Here is a 20114-nt window from a genome sequence, read left to right as displayed (position 1 = left end):
AAGATATAAAATAGTGCGGGGTGAAGCAGTGGCTTCACCCCGCACTATTGCGATGAGAATTCTTAACGCTGAGCTAAAAGATCGCGGATTTCGGTGAGAAGTTCAACATCGGCAGGTACCGGCTTAGGAGCCTCTTCTTCCTTCTTTCGCTTAGCAAATGCGTTCATTGGAACGACGACGAAAAAGTATAAAACAGCAGAGACAATGAGGAAGTTTACTACTGCCGTGATGAAGAATCCTGGCTGAATTGCAGTAGAACCGATGTGGAATTCACCCAAATTATCGAATTTTGGTTCGCCGAAGATCGCAGAGATAAGCGGCATGAGAATTTTTTCGGTCAACGATGAAATGACTGGGGCAAAAGCTGCGCCAATAACAACGGCAACGGCAAGATCGATGACGTTTCCTTTGTTGATAAAATCTTTAAAACCTTTAAGCATGAATCATCTTTCTATATGTGAGCGTCGCGATGATGACCTAAGTGCGACAATTTTATGAAGCCCCAGATAAAACCGCGATAAGTGGATTTTGGACTTCGTGGCCAAGCACAACCCTAATAGTTGAATCTGGAATTTCCACGAAGAAATTTCGTATGTCAGGAACATCACGTAAAAAACTCTTTTCGCCAGTGCTTTGCGCAACTCCGGCAACGCGTACGTGCTGGGCAACTAATTCGGCTGGGGCGCGAGAGCCATCCATAGAACCTTGACCTGGGGCAAATAGATCGATATAGCTACCGGCATGTATCATCTCCAGTCCGCCAGTATCGGCAAGTGAGACTGGGGCAATGACATAGCCAGGGATGGCCTGTTCAATTGTTGAAGGTGACAGTAGACGATTTGGCCCAAGAGGTTCGCCTGCGCTAACTGGCGTGAGTAAATGGTGATCAACGATATCATCCATATCAGTAGTCATTCCCGGCAACAGATCATGACTTGTCGCCAAAGCCAGATCTTCGGCACGTATCTGATACCCGGCAGGTAAATCATGGCTGGCTGTGACAATGAGATTAGGAGCGGATTGTCCAGCTTGAATAACAGCTAAACATTGTTGAACGATGACGCAGATGAAGACGAAAAATCCAACCCATCGCCACCGCCATAATGCGGCACGGATACGTCGAGTGCGATAAATAGATGGAGACATACGTTAAGTTTCTCAAGAATATCGCGGGTATCGTCGTCGTAAGAAAAAGTGGTGGATAACGATAAACTATTTCGCTATTGTGGAAAAATGTTGCTCACAAATTCTCAGCTGCTCTAGTGGCAACTAAACCATCTGGAAGCAACGCATACGGAACCAACATGTCCATCTCATCTTGCGGCAGATCGACATTGACGAACTCCCACGGAAAAATCATTTGGGCAACACGATGTGTAACCCCTGAAGTTTTCAACGCGCGATCGTACCAACCGCCACCTTGTCCCATTCGTTGACCGGCATAAGATAACGCTAAACCAGGAATAATCATCGCATCCACACTGCGCAGAATATCATTCGTCAACGCACCTCCCGATGGCTCGGGCGGCCGTCCTGGTGCAAGTTGAGCGAGGTCCTCACGTCCCCGATACTCACCCCAAGCACGGGTTAAACCCGGACCTAACTTTGGTAAGAAAACGGTTTTTCCACTATCAGCCAAAGCGTCGAGTAAGAGACTAGTGGGCGGTTCGGAATCTAATGACACATAGCAGGCTACAGTTTTTAGACCATACGTAAATTCCAATGCCGGCTCCACCCATTCATCAGAAAAAACATGAGCCTTAGCTTTGCGCCTATCTCGAATAGCGGCACGGATAGCCTGCTTAGCTTCTTCAATTTCCATGCCGGATGTATCAGGGAGTCTCAACTCTGAGTTCATATCTCCATTCTTTCACGAAACATCGCGTTTGTGCGCATCCTTCAGCGAGAAGCGGATAAACTAGATGCAACCCTAGCGCGAAGGAAAGAAAATGAAGTCTGTTGCAGATCATCTTGCAGATTGCTTAGCGATTGCTGCGCCACTACCGGCGTTTACCGTGACGCTTCACGATTCTGTAGGAACAATTTTAGCTGATAATGTTCGCTCTCTCGTTGATTTACCAGCTGCAGATTTAGCAGGACGCGACGGCTATGCGGTACGTGCAGTTGACGTTTTTGGCGCCAGTACAACAGATCCAGTCACTCTTCCAGTGATTAGTGAAATTCGCGCAGACACAACAGATGCGCAAAGCATTGTTGATGGTGCTTGTATTCGGATTTCCTCGGGGGCACCAATGCCTTATGGTGCAGATGCGGTTGTCCCAATTGAACTAACCGATCAAGGCCGAGCGGAAGTAACAATCCGGGCAAGCGTGCAAGCTGGTGCCAATATTCGTTCCCGTGCGGAAGATCTCAGTGCTGGATCCATCATCTTAAAAGCTGGTGTACGTATCGGTTCACGTCAAGTCGCCATGTTAGCTTCTGCAGGTCATTCGCGCGTTATGGTACATCCTCGTCCGCGTGTAGTTATTATGTCGGTTGGCGATGAGTTGCAAGAACCTGGAACGAATGCTCGGCATGGACGCGTTTTTGATGCTAATTCACATGCTTTAGCTTCCGCAGTGACAGATGCCGGTGGTGATGTTTTTCGGGTGGGGGCAGTATCTGATGATGCGCGCGAACTGCGTGACATGATTGAAGACCAGTTGGTACGCGCGGATATTATTATTACAACGGGCGGATTATCCTATGGTGGTGGCGATACGGTTAAAGATGTTATGCATCAGTTAGGTGATGTGCGTTTCGATAACGTAGCGATGTCACCCGGGCGTCAACTAGGAGTTGGGCGAATTGGGACGACGGTGGTCTACTGTTTGCCAGGTAACCCAGTTTCTGCATTAACTAACTTTGAGGTATTTATTCGTCCATCATTACGTAAAATGGCAGGTCATTCGCATATTCATCGGCAAACTATTAAAGCTCGAGTTATTCGTGGATGGGAATCGCCGGCCGGACAGCGTGAATTTGTGCGTGCGCGTGTTTTGGGTAATCCTCGTGATGGTTATCAGCTTGAACCGACTGGTGATCCTCGTCGTCCGTTACTCACTGCGCTATCAGCTGCTAACTGTTTGGCGATTGTGTCAGAAGACAAAACACAGGTGTCGGTGGGGGACGAACTCGTGTGTGAAGTGTTGGATCGCTAACAAACCTGATACTCGTGTGACTGATGCCGGATTTTCCGGCACTTTTAGGCAACACACCATCGGTAAATATCCGCTTTATACTGGGGTTTTACTACCGTGGAGACATGGGTTTCGGAGGCTTTGGTGTAGCGATTGCCGTAATCTTTCTGCTCATCTATCTTGTGCCTCAAGCGTTGCGTAACCGGCAAGTGCTTGGAGACACGCCAATAGATGAACGATTTGCAGAAGATTTACGGCTTATCACTGACTGTACCCACACCCCAGCCAAAACAGTCAGAACCCACGGAAAAATTTTTTTAACGGAGCGAACCATGACACCAATGATAACGAGCGACAATATGCGTAATGCAGCTCGCGAACGGTCCCGCGCGCGAGCTCGAATGGCTACTCGCCGAGCGAACCAAAAGCGCGGTATTATGATCGGTGCAGTATTAGCTCTTTTGACTTTTATTGCATGGGGTGTTGTGGCGTTCGCAAGTATGTCGTCGGCAATCGCCATTGGTACTACCGTGCTGACTGGAGCATACATTGCGACATTTGGCTATGTTGTCAACGAAATGGTGAAAGCTGACGACGTCGATACCAAACGTATCGCTAATGCGAATAAGATTTTGCACGGAAAAGTTGCGCCACGAGCACGGGCACTTGTAGTAAATAGCGAACCAGTTATTGAGACCCGTATCCCTGATATTTCAGTAGAAAAAACTGAAGAGAAGGTCCTTGCTGAGCCTGCTCAGCCGGCAACTCCAGTGGTCCGGAAGATGACTCGTCAAGAGCTTGATGCGCGTGCCGCTGCCTTTGCTGTTTCGCCAGCACCTAGCTACACGCTCAAGTCGGTTGCCCCACTTGTGCCAACTGAACATGCTGAAGGCGAGGTACCGTTCCGTCCCACAAAGCTCTACGAGCGTCTGGGTGATGAAACGATGCCGCAAGCTAACCCAGCCCCAGAAATGACTGGCCAAGAAGAACTACGGCAAGACGTTTTGGGTGGCGGTTCCACATTGGATGCGTTGCTTTCCCGCCGGCGAGCCTGAACGTGACAACTGTAGTTTTTCTGCATGCGCCAGGGAAATCTCCCTTTGGCTGGCAAGATATCGCTGATCACTTACCGCCAGCGTGGGCTGTTGCGGCACCTCAATTAAATGACTGTACGGACATAACGATGGTCTGTCAGCGTATTGAACATGATGCCCGTGAAGTCTCCGATGAGCCGATTGTGCTTGTCACTGAGGGGCTTAGTGTGATTGCCGCGCAAGAGTATCGGCAGCGATTCGCTGAGCGAGTCCAACGTATCATTGCTATTCAACCGCGTTATACTCTTCCGTTAGCGCAACGGTTGTCACTTCGTAAAACGCCATACATCGCAACCCTGGCTAAATCGAATCATCGCAGTGATGACGAATCGAGTGTTGTGCAGATTAAACCAGAAGATACACAATACCCGGCACAAACCGCTGCGGCTGTGTACCGGGTAATGATGAAGTAATCGTTTGTTATTCTTTTGTTATTCTTTCCCGCAACTGCAGTTGCAATTTCCGCCGCAACCACCATTACCAGCTTGGTAGGCTTCTTCATCGAAAATTTCGATAATATGATTGGCAGTAAAGCGGATCTCATCGCCGGCTTCTAGCGAAGCAATATATTCTGGATCAGTATCTAATGTGCCGACAAAACCTGCAGTGTCAACGGTATCAACAATAACCCACATACGTTCGGCAGTAACTTCACCTTCTGGATTGACTAGACCGAATACTAGTTTGACGATGTCGCCGGGTTGGATCTCGGCACGCTCTGCAGGCGAAGGGATGGTCAATCCTTCAAGCAACGATGCAAGTTCTTGAGCGTCCCACAATTCCCATTCCTGAGTTGTTCCAGTGACAGTCACGATTGCTCCTTAAGTTTGTGTAGCACACGTAGGTTATTGAATAACCCTACCGTGGATAAGTCTACGATGTCTTGTCAGTATCGAGTGGCTGGTGAAATAGTGTGCGTCCAACGGAAAATCCGCTGGACGCACACGTACTTAGATTGTGCTATTGGGATATAGCACGTGGTTTCTTAGGTATTCTTGCGCCGGTTGGCGAAGAAGGTTACGCCGGTGCCCGCGATCAGAAGCAGGCCAGCGAACAAGCCAGCGATTCCACCAGAAACACCGGTCTTTGCTAGGCCTGGTTTCTCAGGCATTGGTGGCTGAACTTTAGGCTCAGCCGGAACCAGTGGGGTGAGGTGTTCGACGACTTTGATGTTGATGACTTTGGTGATGGATGACCCGTTTTCGAAGGTGATCTTCACTGTTTGAGTGGTCTTGCCGGCGGTGGTTGTGTCGGCTGGGGTGATGATCTCGATGGTTGCGCCTTCTGGGAGGTCAACAAGGCCGTCGGTTGGTTTGACTGTGTCGCCAACGAAGACTTCCAGGTCAGTGGTCTCAACGTCTGGAATCGGAACGAGTGGGGTTTGGTTGATTCGGAAAGTCACCTTGGTGTTTTTGCAGACCTTACTTGCGGAAGTAAATTCACTTTCTGGAGCTGGATCGAAGATGACGAACTTGCCGGTAAAACCTTTTGGAACCTCAGGGGCGGTAAAGAAGTCAACACCGTTGAGATCTTCGTCGACGTTGGTTCCTGCAATAAGCTTGCGAGTATCATCGGGCTCAGTATCAGTTTCTTTGACGTAGTAGTCGACGTTTACCGCTGGTGCCCAAACATGCTTGAGTACATCGTTTGAAATATTGCTCACTGGGTAGTTGTAGGCCATATTTGTGCAGTTAATGAGGACTTTGTTGGATGCGCCATCGGAGATGAACTCGTATAAGTCTTGTCCCTGGGTGTTTTTTGCGGTTGCATTTTGCGGAAGAACAACAGTGCCGCCGTCAATAACAGTGGAAATACCACCAGGCATATTAGCAGTACCAGGGATGTCTACCTTTGAATCGCCCGAAATGTTAAGGTTTGAACCCTCGGTTTGCTTAAGATCAACACCCAGTGAATCACCAATCACTGTACTGCTAATAATGTTGTAGGTTGCATCCTGGAATTGGAAAGCCTGGTGCTCGCCTGCAGTAGCCGAAATGTTACTCGTGATCTTTGAATCCTCGATAGTAACAGTAGTATTTCTACCAGTATTAATTGAAGTAAAAGGCTTTTTGAAAATCCAAGAACCTTCAGTTTTCGCATCTGCAGGAGTTACTAGATCAACTATGGAGTTATCAAAAAGTACTGGTTCTCCACTGGTAAACGATAGGTTATATCGACGAGACGTTTTGGAGTTCAGCGTCGAATTACGGAATGTCACAGGTCTTTCTGAATAGAAAGCTGTCGGCCACACTGAAGTCTTGCTGGCATGATCAATAGTGACCGTAGAATTATTAAAAACTACTGGTGTATCTAAATCTTTACCACCATTTTTGGAGAAAATGATAGGACCTTCTTTAGTGTCTGGACCAGGTGTGACATTGAGTGTTGTATCGCTGACAGTAAATGGGCCTTTAATAAATTGCCCATCAATACCGTAACCGCCAGTGGTGGAGATGCTTAAGGAGCTTCCGGTTTCTCCATCGCCACGTAAAATTACTGATTGGTTAGCTGTTTTTTGATTGATTTTCATGCCATAACCAGCAAAATTTTCAATCGTTACATTGCCGTTATTGATAAACGTAAACTCCGACTTAACATCCAGTCCAGTTTTATCCGCTACGTAAGAGCCATCGAAGGTGACGTTCACGCCGTCGTTAATGGTAAAGGTCATCGGATGAGCGATAACCAGCCCGCCGTTAAAAGAATTGTCAGCCGTAAAAGTGACTGATTGAGTAGCTGGATCATTGACGGCGGCTTTAAGCTCGGCAAGGGTTGTATCAAACCCAACCTCAAAGTTTTCTGCTGCAAAGGCCGGCGCGCTAAACCCGAAAACCAGCGTGCCAGCTAGTAGTGATGATGTGATTGTTTTTTTATATCTCATCTCGCCAGCCTACAGTAGGATTTTGATAAATGATAGCAATTTGTCAAAAGAGGTATAGTCCTAATTCTCGCCATCTATCTTCTGATAGCTATGGAATAATAGCGTTATGATCGCATACCCCACTCAACCGCTCATGCCCCAGCACCTTAGTCGATTAAACAATCTCATGATTGACCAGGCGCAAGAAGCCGGTTGGCAGGCCGGGAGACCAATATGTATTTATGATGACCCCACCGGTCAGCTCCTGACATATTTCCTCCCAATAGCTAAAAAGGTAACAGTACTCAGTGATTCGCATGCTCAAAATAGTAGATCCATCGCTTATGCGATGAGCACGGGACAACGTGAGAAATTATGGGTACGTGGAATTGACGGGCCACTGCAACTCGACCACTTCTTACACACAATGAAACCGGGATATGCCGAACAAAGTCTCATCGTCACAGCACTGCCCAAATCGCTTAGCGAACTCCAATATGTGGCGCACTGTGCCGCCCGAGTTAACATCCCAACGTTGATCGGTGCCAACAACACCAAACACATGACCCGGTCGCAAAATGACGTACTTGCCAGCGCCTACCGCACCGTCGTCGCCAGCCGCGGATCCGGAAAATTCCGGGCTCTTATTGCTTCTCATCCCCGAGCTAATCTTCTAGCTCCAGCGCCTCAAAAAAACGAGCATATATATGCGATCGGAGCAACCTTTGCCGGTGTCCAGGCTGATCGTGGCGGCCAGCTTTTAGCTACCACTGCGAGAGCGGACTGGGAATCTGACCCGGGCACAGTGCTTGATTTCGGGAGTGGAAACGGAGCCGTCAGCGCACTAATTGCGCAAACCTGTCCAAACACTGCTATTACGGCTACTGATATCTCAGCCGATGCCGTCACCTCAACCCAGCTCACCCTCGAATCCTACTGCGACCGCACAACCATCACCTGGGACACCTCCGCCCAAAACGTGGCTACAAACTCAATCGACGTCGTCCTACTTAACCCGCCATTCCATGACGGATTTACCATAGATGACACCCTTGTTGACGAACTGCTGAGCGCAGCCCGGCGCGTACTTAAACCCGGCGGAAAAATATATGTTGTTTACAATTCCCACCTACGATACCGGCCACGAATCGCACAGCTGTTTACCGACGTCGTCCAGCTGGCGCGAGACAGCCGTTTCACCGTCGTCCGTGGAGCCAAACTATAGCCAGCCGCGCTCGCGAGCAAAAACCACTGCCTGGGCGCGAGTTTCCGCCCCAGTCTTCCCGATCGCCGAAGAAAGATGGTTACGGACCGTACCTTCAGAGAGATAAACCCGTCGGGCAATCTCCGCAATAGTGGAACCATCTGCAGCAATGCGCAAAATTTCCCGCTCCCGCTCAGAAAGCGGATTGACTCCTTCGAATAGTGACTGAGTAGCCAACACCGGATCAATCACCCGAGATCCAGCATGTACTTGGCGAATAACCTGGGCCAACTCTTGCGCTGGCATATCTTTGACCACAAACCCATAAGCGCCGGCTGTTAGCGCCCGATGAACATAACCTGGCCGGCCGAACGTCGTCACAATCAGCGCCCGGGTAGGCAACCGAGAATCAGTAAGTTCCTGGGTAACTGCAATCCCATCCTGACCTGGCATCTCAATATCAATCAACGCCACATCCGGACGGTGAGTAAGCACCGCCGTCATAACGTTATCACCACGGCCAACCTCGCACACCACCTCGATATCATCTTCCAGATTAAGCAGTGCGCTGAGTGCACCACGGACCAACGCCTGATCGTCAGCAATCAACACCCGAATCATTGTTTCGTCCTCACATCCATCACCGCTGTTACCCGCGTACCCGGATCGGCGGGCAGTACATCGAGTCGGCCACCAGCCTCGACAATTCTCTCACGCAACCCCGTCAAACCGTTTCCGGCTGGTTGAGTGATGCCCACGCCGTCGTCGATAATCGACATACGTGTTGAACTAATTTCACATGTTACGTGCTTGGCGTGAGCGTGACGCAAAATGTTCGTCACCGCTTCCCGCACAACCCATGAAAAAACAAAACGGAACCGCGGATCGGCATCCTCAACTGAACCCACAACCGAAACCGCAATATGGGCATCTTCGAGCACCTTGATAGCGTTGCGCAGTTCGTCCGATAACAATTGCATTCGCAGACCAGACACCGTTGCCCGCACCTCGGTAATCGCTGCGCGGGTCAAATCTGAGATCTCGATAAGCTCTGCGCGCGCCCGCTCCGGATCAGAATCAAGCAGCCGCAAGGCCAACTGCGACTTAAGCGAAATGATCGTCAGTGAATGTCCCACCACATCATGGACATCGCGGGCAACCCGGCTACGTTCAGCTGATATTGCTTCATGTGCCACTGCGATTTGTTTTTCCTGGGAGGCCCTATCGAAAAACCTCGAACCAGCAGTCATGGCGAACACACCAATCGACACCACCAAGAGAGCATGGGCGTCACTGGGGGTATCGAGTAACCAGCCGGCAACCTCCATGACAATACCGAGTAAAACAATAATAATTGTGCCGGGAACTAACGGGATGAGCATCCCCGTTAAGGACGCAAGATACGGGAAAAACGAGAAACCGGCGAACGAGAAAAGAACCAGCATCGTTATTGTGATGGCAAAAAGGATGCTGAATGATATGGCGTAGAGCTGAAGAGTATGGTCTTTTAGCTGCGGATTGTACGCCAGAAACCAGGTGGTGGAATTGAGGATAGCGAATATCGCAGTGAGTGTGTAGCCGATGACGCGAACCGTGGGGGAATATGGGCCGATGGTGATGAAATGGAGCGGGAAAACAAGGAAAGCTAGCCAAATAAGAGCCATAAACAGGCCCATGGCGTATTCGCGGCGAGAAGTCATATGTGTATTCTATCGTTGTAGGGTGTAAGGGAATCGGGGCAATAGCGCAAACCTAGCTCATATACGCCTAGGTTTGCGCTATTGCCCGGTTTTGGGCACACTCGGCTTACTACAGGTCTAGTGTTCCTGGTTTCGCCGGGATGCCACAACGGCAAAAGTGGCAAAAATAGCCAGCCAGGCAACAACATTTGCCACGGCATACCAGATCGGGGTGCTGTAGAGCGCGCCGTTGGCGTCATACATTTGCCCTTCGGTCAAGGGATAGCGTGCTAGTTCGCCGACTCCCCACATGGGGGTGAACCGGGCAACCGACAGCAGTGTGCCAGACAGCGGTGCGAAGAGATTGCCGGCAAACGAAAAGAGCACCAGTAGCCCAGATGAAATGCTGACGGCTGTTTCGGCTTTAAACGAGTACGCAACGGCAAGACCGTAACATGCAAAGAGGATGACGCTCAGGTAGCTGATACCCCAGACAGCCAGGAGGCGAAGCACTGGGAGCTGGGCGCCCATCGCAATCCCGACGATGTACAGCGAAGCCAGAGTAATCGTGCAAATCAAGAATGCCGAGAGTACGCGATTGATCATAATCTTCCACGGGGTAAGCGGAGTGAGCGCAAGTTGGCGCCCCCAGCCTTGGAGCCGGTCAACTGCGGCCGTGCCGGTGTAGCCAACCGCCGCTTGGGCAACGGCATAAATACTCATATTAATAAGGACGGCCATGTTGATATTGCCGTGTCCAATGGGCATCTCGCCGTATTCGGCTGTGCCACCAAAGATGATGTACATGAGGATTGGCAGTCCGATTGTGAAGAACAGGGCTTCGGGTGCCCGTAGAAAACGGCGGACGTCGGAGCGAATGAGTGTTGCGTTCATGTCAGTCTTCTTTCGGTAGCGTATCGGCGGCGATGAGGGTTGCGAAGGCGTCATCTAGGGAGGAGGGGACGATTTCCAGGTTCGAGGCGCCGGCTTTAAGGAGCTCGCGGGCGAGATCATCGGAGTGGGATGTTGCGCAGGTGAGGGTGGTATCTTCCACGGTGGCGTTGTATGTGGTTTGGATGCGTGCCACCTGCGCCGGGGAAACATCCCCAGTGGTGGCGGTGACATGGCGGATTCCGGCGATGGCACGGATGTGGTTGGTCGGGCCATCGGCGATGATGCGTCCGCGGTTCATCAAAATGATGCGGTCGGCGAAATCTTCGGCTTCTTGCAGGTAGTGGGTGGCGAAGATGATTGTTCTGCCGTGGCGGGTTTGGGCGTGCATGGCGTCCCAAAATTCGTGCCGTGCGTTGACGTCCATTCCAGTTGTAGGCTCGTCCAAAATGAGCAGGGACGGATCGGGCAGGAGGGCGAGTGCGAATTTGACGCGTTGTTGTTCACCGCCGGAAAGTTTGCCGATTTTTCGGTTCAGAAGTGGGCCGAGCTGGGTTTGGGCGACGACGTCGGCGATGCGTTCGCGCGTGATATTTTTCGCGGGGCGGTAGCTGGCAGCAATATAGGTGAGGGTTTCGGTTACGCTCATGGTTGCCAGTAGTCCGCCGGTTTGTAGCAGGGCGGAGGTGTTGCCGGCGTGGATTGCATCGTGGGGGCTGAGCCCGTCGATGGTGATGGTGCCGGAGGATGGTTTGGATAGTCCAAGGATGATATCGAGTAGCGTTGTTTTGCCGGCACCGTTGGGGCCGAGTATCGCGAGGATTTGCCCGGCCGGGATTGTGGTGGTGATGTTGTCGACGGCGGAAACGTTGCCACTAGGAGTACGAAATGTTTTTCGCACGTTAGTTATATTGATTTTTTCCATGTTTTTATTCTTCCGCGCGGTGCCGGTGGCGCGGAAGTCATGGATGTCAGGAGACTGTTATGACAGATGTCATGACGAATTATTAGGCTTTGACGTACCCGTATCCGGCTGCTTGGAGGCGGGCTATTTCGACGATGCCGGCCGGGACGATGGTGCAAAAGTCAGGGACCATGTCTTTGTTGACTTGGCGTTGTTCTAGGCCGGTGTTGCAGACGAGGAATTGGACGCCTTGTTGGGCTAGTTCGTGGATTCGTGCCATGCGGTGGGGCTCGACGTCGAGTTGGGAGAAGGAGCGGACGGCTTCGCCGTTTGCGACGACGGTGACGTTTGCGCCTTCGACGCCGGAGTGTGCGAGGAAGTTGTCAACGGATCGTAAGGTGAAGGGCCAACGGTTGTTTTCGTTGACGTGGAAGACGAGTTTGAGGTTCGACATGAGGACTCCTTGAGTGGTTTGGCGGTTACTTGTTTGTGTTTAGTGTCACTGTCTACTCTCACTCTACTGCCCCTAACATGATTTGTCTCGATGCCAAGACACAGGTGGTTGGTGATTGTGTGGGAAGGGGTGGGTAAGATAAATGTATGGTTGAGATGAGTGAAGATGAATTTGAGGGCATCGTTGCCGATGTGCTCGATGAGCTTCCGCAGCAGTTTATTCACCGGCTAGAAAACGTGGTTTTTCTGGTTGTTGATCAAGCTGAGCCACAGCAAGGTCCGCCAGATATTCTGGGATTGTATGAGGGGTTCGCTCAAACTGATGGGGATTTTGGACCGTACGCGGAGCCGAATAGGATTTTCATTTTCCGCAAGCCGTTGTTGGAAATGTGTTCGTCGGTAGAAGAAGTGTGTGCGGAAGTGAAAGTTACGGTTTTTCATGAAATTGCACATCATTTTGGCAGTGAAGAAGAAAATTTAATGGCGTTAGGTTGGGCGTGAAAATGATTATTTTAGCTGGAACTCCGTTGGGTAATGACGACGATGCCTCGCCCCGGTTGCGTTCGGTATTGGCGTCGGCAGATGTGATTGCTGCCGAAGATACCCGGCGGTTGTTGAATTTGGTGGGGCGTTTAGGAGTGGAGATTCATGCTCCGGTCGTTGCTTATCACGATCATAATGAGGTTCAGAAGGCACCGGATCTCATTGCGGCGGCGAAAGCGGGTAAGACGGTTGTTATGGTTTCTGATGCAGGGATGCCTTCAGTGTCTGATCCGGGATATCGGTTGGCTGCGTTGGCTGCGCAAGAAGGTGTGGAGCTGACTGTTGTTCCGGGCCCGTCTGCGGTTCTTACTGCGTTGGCTATTTCTGGTTTGGCTTCGGATCGTTTTGCTTTTGAGGGGTTCGTGCCACGTAAAGAGGGTGAGCGCAGGCAGATTTTTCACCAGTTGCGCCATGATGGCCGGACGTTGATTTTCTTTGAATCTCCTCGGCGATTAGCTGAGACGTTGGTGGATATGGCAACAGAATTTGGGGCAGATCGGCAAGCTGCGGTGGCTCGTGAGTTGACGAAGACGTTTGAGGAGGTTCAGCGTGGTTGCTTGGGGGAATTGGCGCAGTGGGCACAACAGGATGTTAAAGGTGAGATTTCGATTGTTGTCGAAGGGGATTCGCAGTCCGCGCAGAGCGGAACGGTAGGGCAAGACGTTATTGATGACGTGCGTGAATTAGTGGATTTAGGGGTGCGTCTTAAAGATGCGGCTGGCTATGTTGCTGGCCGATCAGGGTTGCGTAAGAACCAAGTCTATCAAGCTGTGGTGGCGCTCTCGGCTGAGTAGGAAAATGGGCAAAATCTAAAGTTAGAGACGTTTTCGAGTGCATGTGTATCGAAAAATACGCTAGTGTTAGTGTTACCGACTAACAGGAGATATGCATGAGGGAACAACATAAGGCATCTACTGCCGAGCAATTGCCACCGCGTAACACGATAGATTCCGCAACAATTTTTCTACGATCACGTAAGTCCTTGCCATTACGCATAGTTCTTCTTGCGCTATGGATAGTTGCATTTGCCTTCGGTGGAATGGCACAAGGGAAAATATCAACTGTTGCAGAATCAGATCCGGCGTTTTTTCTACCAGAATCGGCTCAATCTACGTTAGCCGGTCAAGAAGCTGAAAAGTTTCGTGATGATTCAACAATTCCCGCGCTTATTGTCATAGCCTCACCAGATGGACAGCGGATCTCTGAGTCCGCGATGGGTGTTCTTGGTCGGATTTCCCAAGAATTGCCTAACATTCGTGTCACTGAAGAACTCTTATTAAAGGATGTTGCTCCGGGGTTTGTACCGGTTATTCCGGACGCAGATATGACTGCAGTGCTTCTTCCGTTGAATCTTCAGCAAGATATTGCGAATGGACGAGACGGAGAGGGTGAAAAAATACTCAACTTAACGGTTGAATCATTGCACAACAATCTCACATCCCGCTTAGCAGATCGCGGTATAGAACCCGAGGAATTAACGGTTTATGTATCTGGACCGGCTGGATTATCTGCTGATTTGAGTGGAGCTTTTGCCGGAATCGATCTCACCCTCTTGCTTGTCGCGGTTGTTCTGGTATTCATTATTCTCATCGTCGTCTACCGCTCGTTACTTATTCCAATCGCAGTATTGTTGACCTCACTAGCGGCGCTGTGTGCTGCAGTTCTTACCGTCTTCCAGATGGCCAAAGCCCAATGGGTTGATCTCAACGGTCAAACTCAAGGTATCCTGGCAATTCTAGTTATCGGTGCTACCACCGACTATTGTCTCCTTCTCATCGCCCGCTATCGAGAAGAGCTAACTGTCGTTGAGCACCCGACCGAGGCACTTGTTCGAGCAATTAAAGGATCATGGGAACCGATTGTGGCCTCTGGTGGTACAGTGATCGCCGGCCTGCTCACCTTACTTATCTCCGATCTATCATCCACATCCTCACTTGGTCCAATAGCGTCAATCGGTATTGTTTTCGCAATGTTAGCCGCCCTGACACTATTGCCCGGAATGTTACTAATTCCAGGAAAACATGCGCGAATCATGTTCTGGCCAGCAAAAATTCCGCACTATGCCACTTTAGATGATGCTCAATCGCACGGTTTTTGGCATCGTCTCGGACAGTTCGTCGCTCGTCGTTACCGCGTCGTATGGGTAGCAACTCTAGCTGTGCTTTTGGTGCTCTCTAGCTTTGCTTTTTCCTTCAAAGCCTCTGGAACCTCGGCGATCGAACAATTTACCCAGCCATCCCAAGCGGTAACCGGATTCAAGATCCTCGAAGAAAAGTTCACTGCCGGTTCCGCACAGCCAACCACCGTGATCGTAGACGAGCAGTATGCCTCCCAGGCGCAAGAAGTTATTAGTGAATTGCCAGGAGTTAAAGCTGTTATCGCACAGCAAGACGGACAATCACAAGGCATGCCAGCAGGTCAACCACCAGCAGGTCAGCGCCCTGCAGATCCACCATCAGGAGTTGGCCCAGATCAGGGCAGTACCACACCAACGCCATCGACTCCGCTAGTCATCGACGGCAGAGTGTTACTCAACGTCACAACCACGATGTCTGCCGATGATAAAACTGCCCAAGACGTCGTTCGGGAAATTCGCGACGCTGTTGCGTCACTAAAAGCACACGTCCTTGTGGGCGGACCGGCCGCACAAGCCCTTGACACCCAAGAAACTGCCCACCGCGACTTCCTCAAAATTGTTCCAGTTGTTTTAGCAGTTATCGCCATCTTGCTCATGCTACTTCTTCGTTCTGTGGTAGCACCGCTACTCGTCGTCGTCGCAAACGTCATTTCGTTCGGGGCAACGCTAGGTATCTGTGCCATTATCTTCAACCGAATTCTAGAGTTTCCCGGTGCCGATGCATCAGTGCCGTTGTATGCTTTCGTCTTCCTTATCGCATTAGGAATCGATTACACGATTTTCTTAATGTCTCGCGCCCGGGAAGAATCACTTAAAGATGGCACCCATACCGGAATCACCCGAGCCATCGGTGTCACCGGCGGGGTCATCACATCAGCCGGTATTGTTCTGGCAGCCACCTTCGCTGCACTAGGTGTTGTACCACTGTTGTTTATGCTTCAACTGGCCATCATCGTCTCGCTAGGAATCATCATTGATACCTTTATTGTTCGCTCGCTTCTCATCCCCGGCATGGTTTATGATGCTGGCCGGATAATCTGGTGGCCGTGGACCTCGCGAAAAGTTCCTGCTGACCAGGTGACACCCAATAATGCCAACTGAAAGCGCAGGTTACTGCCAAATATAATGGCGAATCTTTAGCGACTACATGGTGGTGGGCACGGCGGATATCCGCCGTGCCCACCACTACATCGCTTCTGCGGTCTATAGGTCGGGCTTGAAATCAATATTGGAAAAATCGAAATCAGACTCGTCAGCTTCATCCGAGAAGTCGATGTCATCATCAATGTCGATGTCAAAATCATCTAACCCGAGGGCGGAGAGGTCTTCATCGGTAGATAGCCGCGATTCGAGAGCGTCGAATTGGTCAGTGTTGTTAAACTCAGACCCATCTTCATCAGCAAACTCATCATAGACGGGTGCCTCACGGATTAATCCGCCATTGTTCTCATCAGGAAGCTCAAAATCGCGATAGTCGGCAGCACCATACTCATCATCTTCTAGATCGTCAGGGATGCCATCGCCGTCGGTATCATTCCAGGTATCTTCATCCCATTCCAAGGATGAATCACCAGCCCAACCCTCGTCATCTCGCGCATGAACCTGAGCCCACTCCTCGGCGAGTAGCGGAACGTCGTCGTCATCATCTTCATAGAAACCAAAGGCTTCGGTAGACGAAAGTTGTTCAACGCCTGCCTCATCCATCTCCTTGCGTGCCACAATACCGAGCTCTTCGGAAACTGGAACTGTGAGATCAGAAAAAACTCGCGCGGTAAAACCGGCACGCAACGCATCTAGGGCAGTTGCCTTCACGCAGTGTGATTCGGCAATACCCACAATGTCAACTGCGGAAATCTCATGCTCGCGTAACAGAACTTCCAGCGGGACGCCTTCGAGGTTTTTACCTTCGAAGCCAGAATAGGCCGCCTGGTATTCACCTTTCTTTACCGATTCGTCAAAAGGTAAAGCCGCGATAGCGTCATGAAGTTCCGCCTCGGCAGTTCCGGCAACACCGTGCGGTGGCCAAGAATTAACAAAGTCAGGATTGGGAGAAAAATGCTCACCTGGATCTACATGCCAGTCTTGAGTGGTAACAATATATTCGTAATCGTCAGCACGTTCAGTTACGAAATCGGCAATCCGTTCAGCAACGGCATTACCTCCCTCGACTGCTAGGGCACCACCTTCGCAGAACGTGGGTTGAACATCAACGATAAGAAGTGCGCGCTGAACTTCCATGACCCCTCCAATAATTGTCAGCATTGACTATATTCTAAGCATACGTGGCGAACGTGAGATAGGCACATGGAGTTTCATCTCACAGCGTTAGACGCGTAATCTATAGATATGAAGATTTTGTCTGCTGTAGCTTGGCCATACGCCAACGGTCCTCGCCATATCGGCCATGTTGCCGGTTTTGGTGTCCCTTCTGACGTGTTCTCGCGGTATATGCGAATGACTGGACACGATGTGCTCATGGTGTCGGGAACTGACGAACACGGTACGCCAATTCTGGTTGCTGCGGATAATGAAGGTGTTACTCCGCAACAATTGGCGGACAAGAATAACCGCATTATTGCTGAAGACCTTGTTAATCTCGGATTGTCCTACGATCTTTTTACGCGCACCACAACGCAGAACCATGTTGATGTTGTCCAGCGCTTGTTTGAAGGCTGCCGCGATAACGGTTACATGATTGTGCAAGAGCAACTGGTGGCGATTGATCCCAAGACCGGCAATACGTTACCTGATCGCTTCATTGAAGGTACGTGCCCGATTTGTGGCGCTGCCGGGGCTCGCGGTGACCAATGTGATACCTGCGGTAACCAGCTTGATCCGCAGGATTTGATTGATCCGATCTCCAAGGTTTCCGGTTTAACACCAAACTTTACCTCCACTGAGCACTATTTCCTTGATCTGCCAGCGCTTGCTGGAGCACTCGGGGAGTGGCTTGATGAGGTGGAACGCGATGGGTCGTGGCGGCCAAACGTTATTTCGTTCTCCAAGCATCTTCTCGACGACGTTCGCCCACGTGCGATGAGCCGGGATATTTCTTGGGGCATTCCGGTTCCGGGTTGGGAAGATAAGCCAAATAAGCGGCTTTATGTTTGGTTTGATGCGGTGGTTGGTTACTTGTCGGCGTCAATTGAGTGGGCTCGCCGTCGTGCTGCTCAAGGCCAGGGTAGTCCAGAGGATTGGCGTGAGTGGTGGACGAACCCAGAAGCCCTTTCCTACTACTTCATGGGCAAGGACAACATCGTTTTCCATTCCCAGATTTGGCCAGCAGAGCTTTTGGCATACAACGGTGCCGGATCGCGTGGCGGTCAAGCTCGTGATTTCGGAACGTTGAACCTGCCAACCCAAGTAGTGGCTTCAGAATTCTTGACGATGGAAGGTAAGAAGTTCTCCTCGTCGAAGAACGTGGTGATTTATGTGCGCGATGTTTTGTCGCGTTACCAGGCGGACGCCTTGCGTTACTTCATTTCTATTGCGGGACCAGAAACGTCGGATTCGGATTTTACATGGGCCGAGTTCGTGCGCCGGAATAATTCAGAGCTGGTTGCTGGCTGGGGTAATTTAGTCAACCGTACCGGTGCGATGATTGCGAAGAACTTCGGTGAGATTCCAACCCCGGGTGAGCGTGAAGAGATTGATAACGCGTTACTGGATGCGATTCGTGGAGGATTCGATAAGGTGGGTGAGCTTATCGGTTCACACCAGCAGCGTGCTGCACTGAGTGAGATTATGCGTCTTGTCGGGGAAGCTAATACGTATGTGACTCGTACCGAGCCGTTTAAGTTGAAAGCTCCAGAGCAGCGCGCACGGTTGGCGACTGTGCTTAACACTTTGGTTCAGGCGGTATCGGATCTCAATACGATGATGAGTGTCTTCTTGCCTCATTCATCAAATCAGATTGACAAGATTCTTGGCGGCGATGGCCGTTTGGCGCCTATGCCACGCTTAGAAGAAGTCACCGATTTGGATACTGACTACCCGTATCCGATTATCACTGGTGATTATTCGGATGCGCGGGCGTGGGAGTCGCGTGAGGTAGTGCCAGGTACCCCGATTGCTAAGCCAAAGCCAGTGTTTGCTAAGCTCGATGATTCAGTGATTGCTGAAGAGCTTGAGCGTCTTGGTATTGCTGAGTAATTGGCAGGGTAATGAGTAGCTCGAAAGCGAAAAAGGAACGGCGGCGGCTGGTTGCGGATATCCCGGACCGGCTGCCGGTTCCTATTGTTGATAACCATACGCATATTTTACCGGATCCGGTTGTTGGAGATGGTGGCCTACCGGTACAAAATACTGATGAGGCTGGCAATATACGCATGCCAGTTTTGTTGGAGACTTTGCGTGCTGGTATGGCGCAAGCTGGTGTGCGGGCGGCCATTTCCTCCGGGTGTGAAATACCGATGTTGGAGTTTACCCGGGATTTGGCTCGTGATGTTCCAGAGGTGTGGGCGGCGCTGGCTATTCATCCTAATGATGCTGCCCTACATGCGGGGGTGCGGGAGGTGGCTCCCGATGGGCTGGAGCCACATGTTGAGTCTTGGCATGAAGATTTTTCGCTTGACGACGCCGTATCGCGCGTTGCGCATCTAAGTACCGATCCATATGTGGTTGCGATTGGTGAGACTGGATTGGATTATTTCCGCACTGGTGACGCAGGTAAACAGGCGCAAAAAGATGCTTTTCGTGCCCATATTGCGTTGGCAAAAGAGCTGGGTAAGCCGTTGCAGATTCATGATCGGGACGCGCATGCGGATGTGATTGATGTACTACTGGCTGATGGCGCTCCAGACCTTACAGTGTTTCACTGTTTTTCCGGGGATCGCTTGCTGGCGCACGTATGTGCGGAACATGGGTGGTTTGCCTCGTTTGCTGGCCCATTGACGTACGGGCCGAATGTTGATTTACAAGAAGCATTCGATGAGCTACCTAGTGAATTGATTTTGGTAGAAACTGATGCGCCTTATTTGACCCCTGTACCATTCCGAGGTCATCCTAATGCGGCATGGAGTGTGGGATACACCGTCCGGTATATGGCTCAACGTCGTGGTGTTGAGCTTGAGAATTGGTGTGCTCAGATTGATAAAAACACACAAAATGTATATGGAATATGAGGTTTGTCGGTTAATCTATGTTAGGCGTGGCACTCCAGCGCGACTAATTGTCACAATTTGATTACAATCGATATACATCAGATAAC

At 50.6% G+C, this 20114-nt stretch carries 20 protein-coding genes; 9 read left to right on the top strand and 11 right to left on the bottom strand.

Annotated elements, in window-relative coordinates; genetic code table 11:
- Nucleotides 1-62 precede the first annotated feature (62 nt).
- From mscL to HC352_RS07920, 3 genes are all read right to left on the bottom strand, one after another.
- Nucleotides 63-440, bottom strand: a complete 378-nt coding sequence (gene mscL / locus HC352_RS07930; RefSeq protein ID WP_168918362.1) for a large conductance mechanosensitive channel protein MscL — start codon at nucleotides 438-440, stop codon at nucleotides 63-65.
- A 52-nt stretch (nucleotides 441-492) separates the two neighbouring features.
- Nucleotides 493-1146, bottom strand: coding sequence for an SAF domain-containing protein (locus tag HC352_RS07925; RefSeq protein WP_168918361.1), 654 nt, complete (start codon nucleotides 1144-1146; stop codon nucleotides 493-495).
- 94 nt (nucleotides 1147-1240) lie between these two features.
- Nucleotides 1241-1858 (bottom strand): 5-formyltetrahydrofolate cyclo-ligase, encoded by a 618-nt coding sequence (locus HC352_RS07920; RefSeq protein ID WP_168918360.1) that lies wholly within the window; start codon nucleotides 1856-1858, stop codon nucleotides 1241-1243.
- Between the two features lie 91 nt (nucleotides 1859-1949).
- On the opposite strand from HC352_RS07920, the gene HC352_RS07915 reads away from it, so the two are divergent.
- From HC352_RS07915 to HC352_RS07905, 3 genes are all read left to right on the top strand, one after another.
- Nucleotides 1950-3161 carry a molybdopterin molybdotransferase MoeA gene (locus tag HC352_RS07915; protein ID WP_168918359.1) on the top strand — a complete coding sequence of 404 codons (1212 nt, stop codon included), beginning with the start codon at nucleotides 1950-1952 and terminating at the stop codon, nucleotides 3159-3161.
- Nucleotides 3162-3265: 104 nt separating this feature from the next.
- Nucleotides 3266-4195, top strand: coding sequence for a hypothetical protein (locus tag HC352_RS07910; protein ID WP_168918358.1), 930 nt, complete (start codon nucleotides 3266-3268; stop codon nucleotides 4193-4195).
- 2 nt (nucleotides 4196-4197) lie between these two features.
- The gene (locus HC352_RS07905) at nucleotides 4198-4647 is read left to right on the top strand and encodes a hypothetical protein (RefSeq protein WP_168918357.1); all 450 of its coding nucleotides are present in this window, start codon (nucleotides 4198-4200) and stop codon (nucleotides 4645-4647) included.
- An 18-nt stretch (nucleotides 4648-4665) separates the two neighbouring features.
- On the opposite strand, the gene HC352_RS07900 is transcribed toward HC352_RS07905, so the two are convergent.
- Both HC352_RS07900 and HC352_RS07895 read right to left on the bottom strand, forming a co-directional pair.
- Complete coding sequence (locus HC352_RS07900; RefSeq protein ID WP_168918356.1) at nucleotides 4666-5046, bottom strand: DUF2314 domain-containing protein; 381 nt, start codon at nucleotides 5044-5046, stop codon at nucleotides 4666-4668.
- A 173-nt stretch (nucleotides 5047-5219) separates the two neighbouring features.
- Nucleotides 5220-7115: a Rib/alpha-like domain-containing protein gene (locus HC352_RS07895; RefSeq protein ID WP_168918355.1), complete on the bottom strand. Its 1896-nt coding sequence runs from the start codon at nucleotides 7113-7115 to the stop codon at nucleotides 5220-5222.
- A gap of 106 nt (nucleotides 7116-7221) precedes the next feature.
- Here HC352_RS07895 and HC352_RS07890 point away from each other — a divergent pair, with 106 nt between their 5' ends.
- Entirely contained in the window at nucleotides 7222-8319 is a 1098-nt protein-coding gene (locus HC352_RS07890) for a class I SAM-dependent methyltransferase (protein WP_168918354.1), read from the top strand.
- Here the strand turns inward: HC352_RS07890 and HC352_RS07885 are convergent.
- The 5 genes from HC352_RS07885 to HC352_RS07865 all read right to left on the bottom strand — a co-directional run bounded on the left by HC352_RS07885 (nucleotide 8314) and on the right by HC352_RS07865 (nucleotide 12226).
- Nucleotides 8314-8919 carry a response regulator transcription factor gene (locus HC352_RS07885; protein WP_168918353.1) on the bottom strand — a complete coding sequence of 202 codons (606 nt, stop codon included), beginning with the start codon at nucleotides 8917-8919 and terminating at the stop codon, nucleotides 8314-8316. The two genes, HC352_RS07890 and HC352_RS07885, sit on opposite strands and share 6 nt — an antisense overlap.
- Nucleotides 8916-9998: a sensor histidine kinase gene (locus HC352_RS07880; RefSeq protein WP_168918352.1), complete on the bottom strand. Its 1083-nt coding sequence runs from the start codon at nucleotides 9996-9998 to the stop codon at nucleotides 8916-8918. The genes HC352_RS07885 and HC352_RS07880 overlap by 4 nt, the downstream gene beginning before the upstream one ends.
- Nucleotides 9999-10115: 117 nt before the next feature.
- Complete coding sequence (locus HC352_RS07875) at nucleotides 10116-10871, bottom strand: ABC transporter permease (RefSeq protein ID WP_168918351.1); 756 nt, start codon at nucleotides 10869-10871, stop codon at nucleotides 10116-10118.
- 1 nt (nucleotide 10872) lies between these two features.
- A complete protein-coding gene (locus HC352_RS07870; protein WP_168918350.1) occupies nucleotides 10873-11793 on the bottom strand; it encodes an ABC transporter ATP-binding protein in 921 nt (306 codons plus the stop codon).
- A gap of 82 nt (nucleotides 11794-11875) precedes the next feature.
- Nucleotides 11876-12226, bottom strand: a complete 351-nt coding sequence (locus tag HC352_RS07865; protein ID WP_168918349.1) for a DsrE family protein — start codon at nucleotides 12224-12226, stop codon at nucleotides 11876-11878.
- Between the two features lie 146 nt (nucleotides 12227-12372).
- Here HC352_RS07865 and HC352_RS07860 point away from each other — a divergent pair, with 146 nt between their 5' ends.
- The 3 genes from HC352_RS07860 (at nucleotide 12373) to HC352_RS07850 (ending at nucleotide 16006) form a co-directional block, all read left to right on the top strand.
- Nucleotides 12373-12726 (top strand): metallopeptidase family protein, encoded by a 354-nt coding sequence (locus tag HC352_RS07860; RefSeq protein ID WP_168918348.1) that lies wholly within the window; start codon nucleotides 12373-12375, stop codon nucleotides 12724-12726.
- Between the two features lie 2 nt (nucleotides 12727-12728).
- On the top strand, nucleotides 12729-13562 hold the full coding sequence (gene rsmI, locus HC352_RS07855) for a 16S rRNA (cytidine(1402)-2'-O)-methyltransferase (protein ID WP_168918654.1): 834 nt from the start codon (nucleotides 12729-12731) through the stop codon (nucleotides 13560-13562).
- 95 nt (nucleotides 13563-13657) lie between these two features.
- Complete coding sequence (locus HC352_RS07850) at nucleotides 13658-16006, top strand: MMPL family transporter (RefSeq protein ID WP_168918347.1); 2349 nt, start codon at nucleotides 13658-13660, stop codon at nucleotides 16004-16006.
- Nucleotides 16007-16108: 102 nt separating this feature from the next.
- Here the strand turns inward: HC352_RS07850 and HC352_RS07845 are convergent, their stop codons facing one another.
- Complete coding sequence (locus tag HC352_RS07845; protein WP_168918346.1) at nucleotides 16109-17143, bottom strand: isochorismatase family protein; 1035 nt, start codon at nucleotides 17141-17143, stop codon at nucleotides 16109-16111.
- 108 nt (nucleotides 17144-17251) lie between these two features.
- Between HC352_RS07845 and metG the strand changes: the two genes are divergently transcribed.
- On the top strand, nucleotides 17252-19057 hold the full coding sequence (gene metG, locus HC352_RS07840) for a methionine--tRNA ligase (protein ID WP_168918345.1): 1806 nt from the start codon (nucleotides 17252-17254) through the stop codon (nucleotides 19055-19057).
- 11 nt (nucleotides 19058-19068) lie between these two features.
- Complete coding sequence (locus HC352_RS07835; protein WP_168918344.1) at nucleotides 19069-20028, top strand: TatD family hydrolase; 960 nt, start codon at nucleotides 19069-19071, stop codon at nucleotides 20026-20028.
- Nucleotides 20029-20114: the final 86 nt, after the last annotated feature.

The organism is Arcanobacterium buesumense, assembly GCF_012563545.1.
Classification (GTDB): domain Bacteria; phylum Actinomycetota; class Actinomycetes; order Actinomycetales; family Actinomycetaceae; genus Arcanobacterium; species Arcanobacterium buesumense.
The sequence above is the reverse complement of the archived record's forward strand: the minus strand, read 5'-3'. Positions and strand labels throughout refer to the sequence as shown.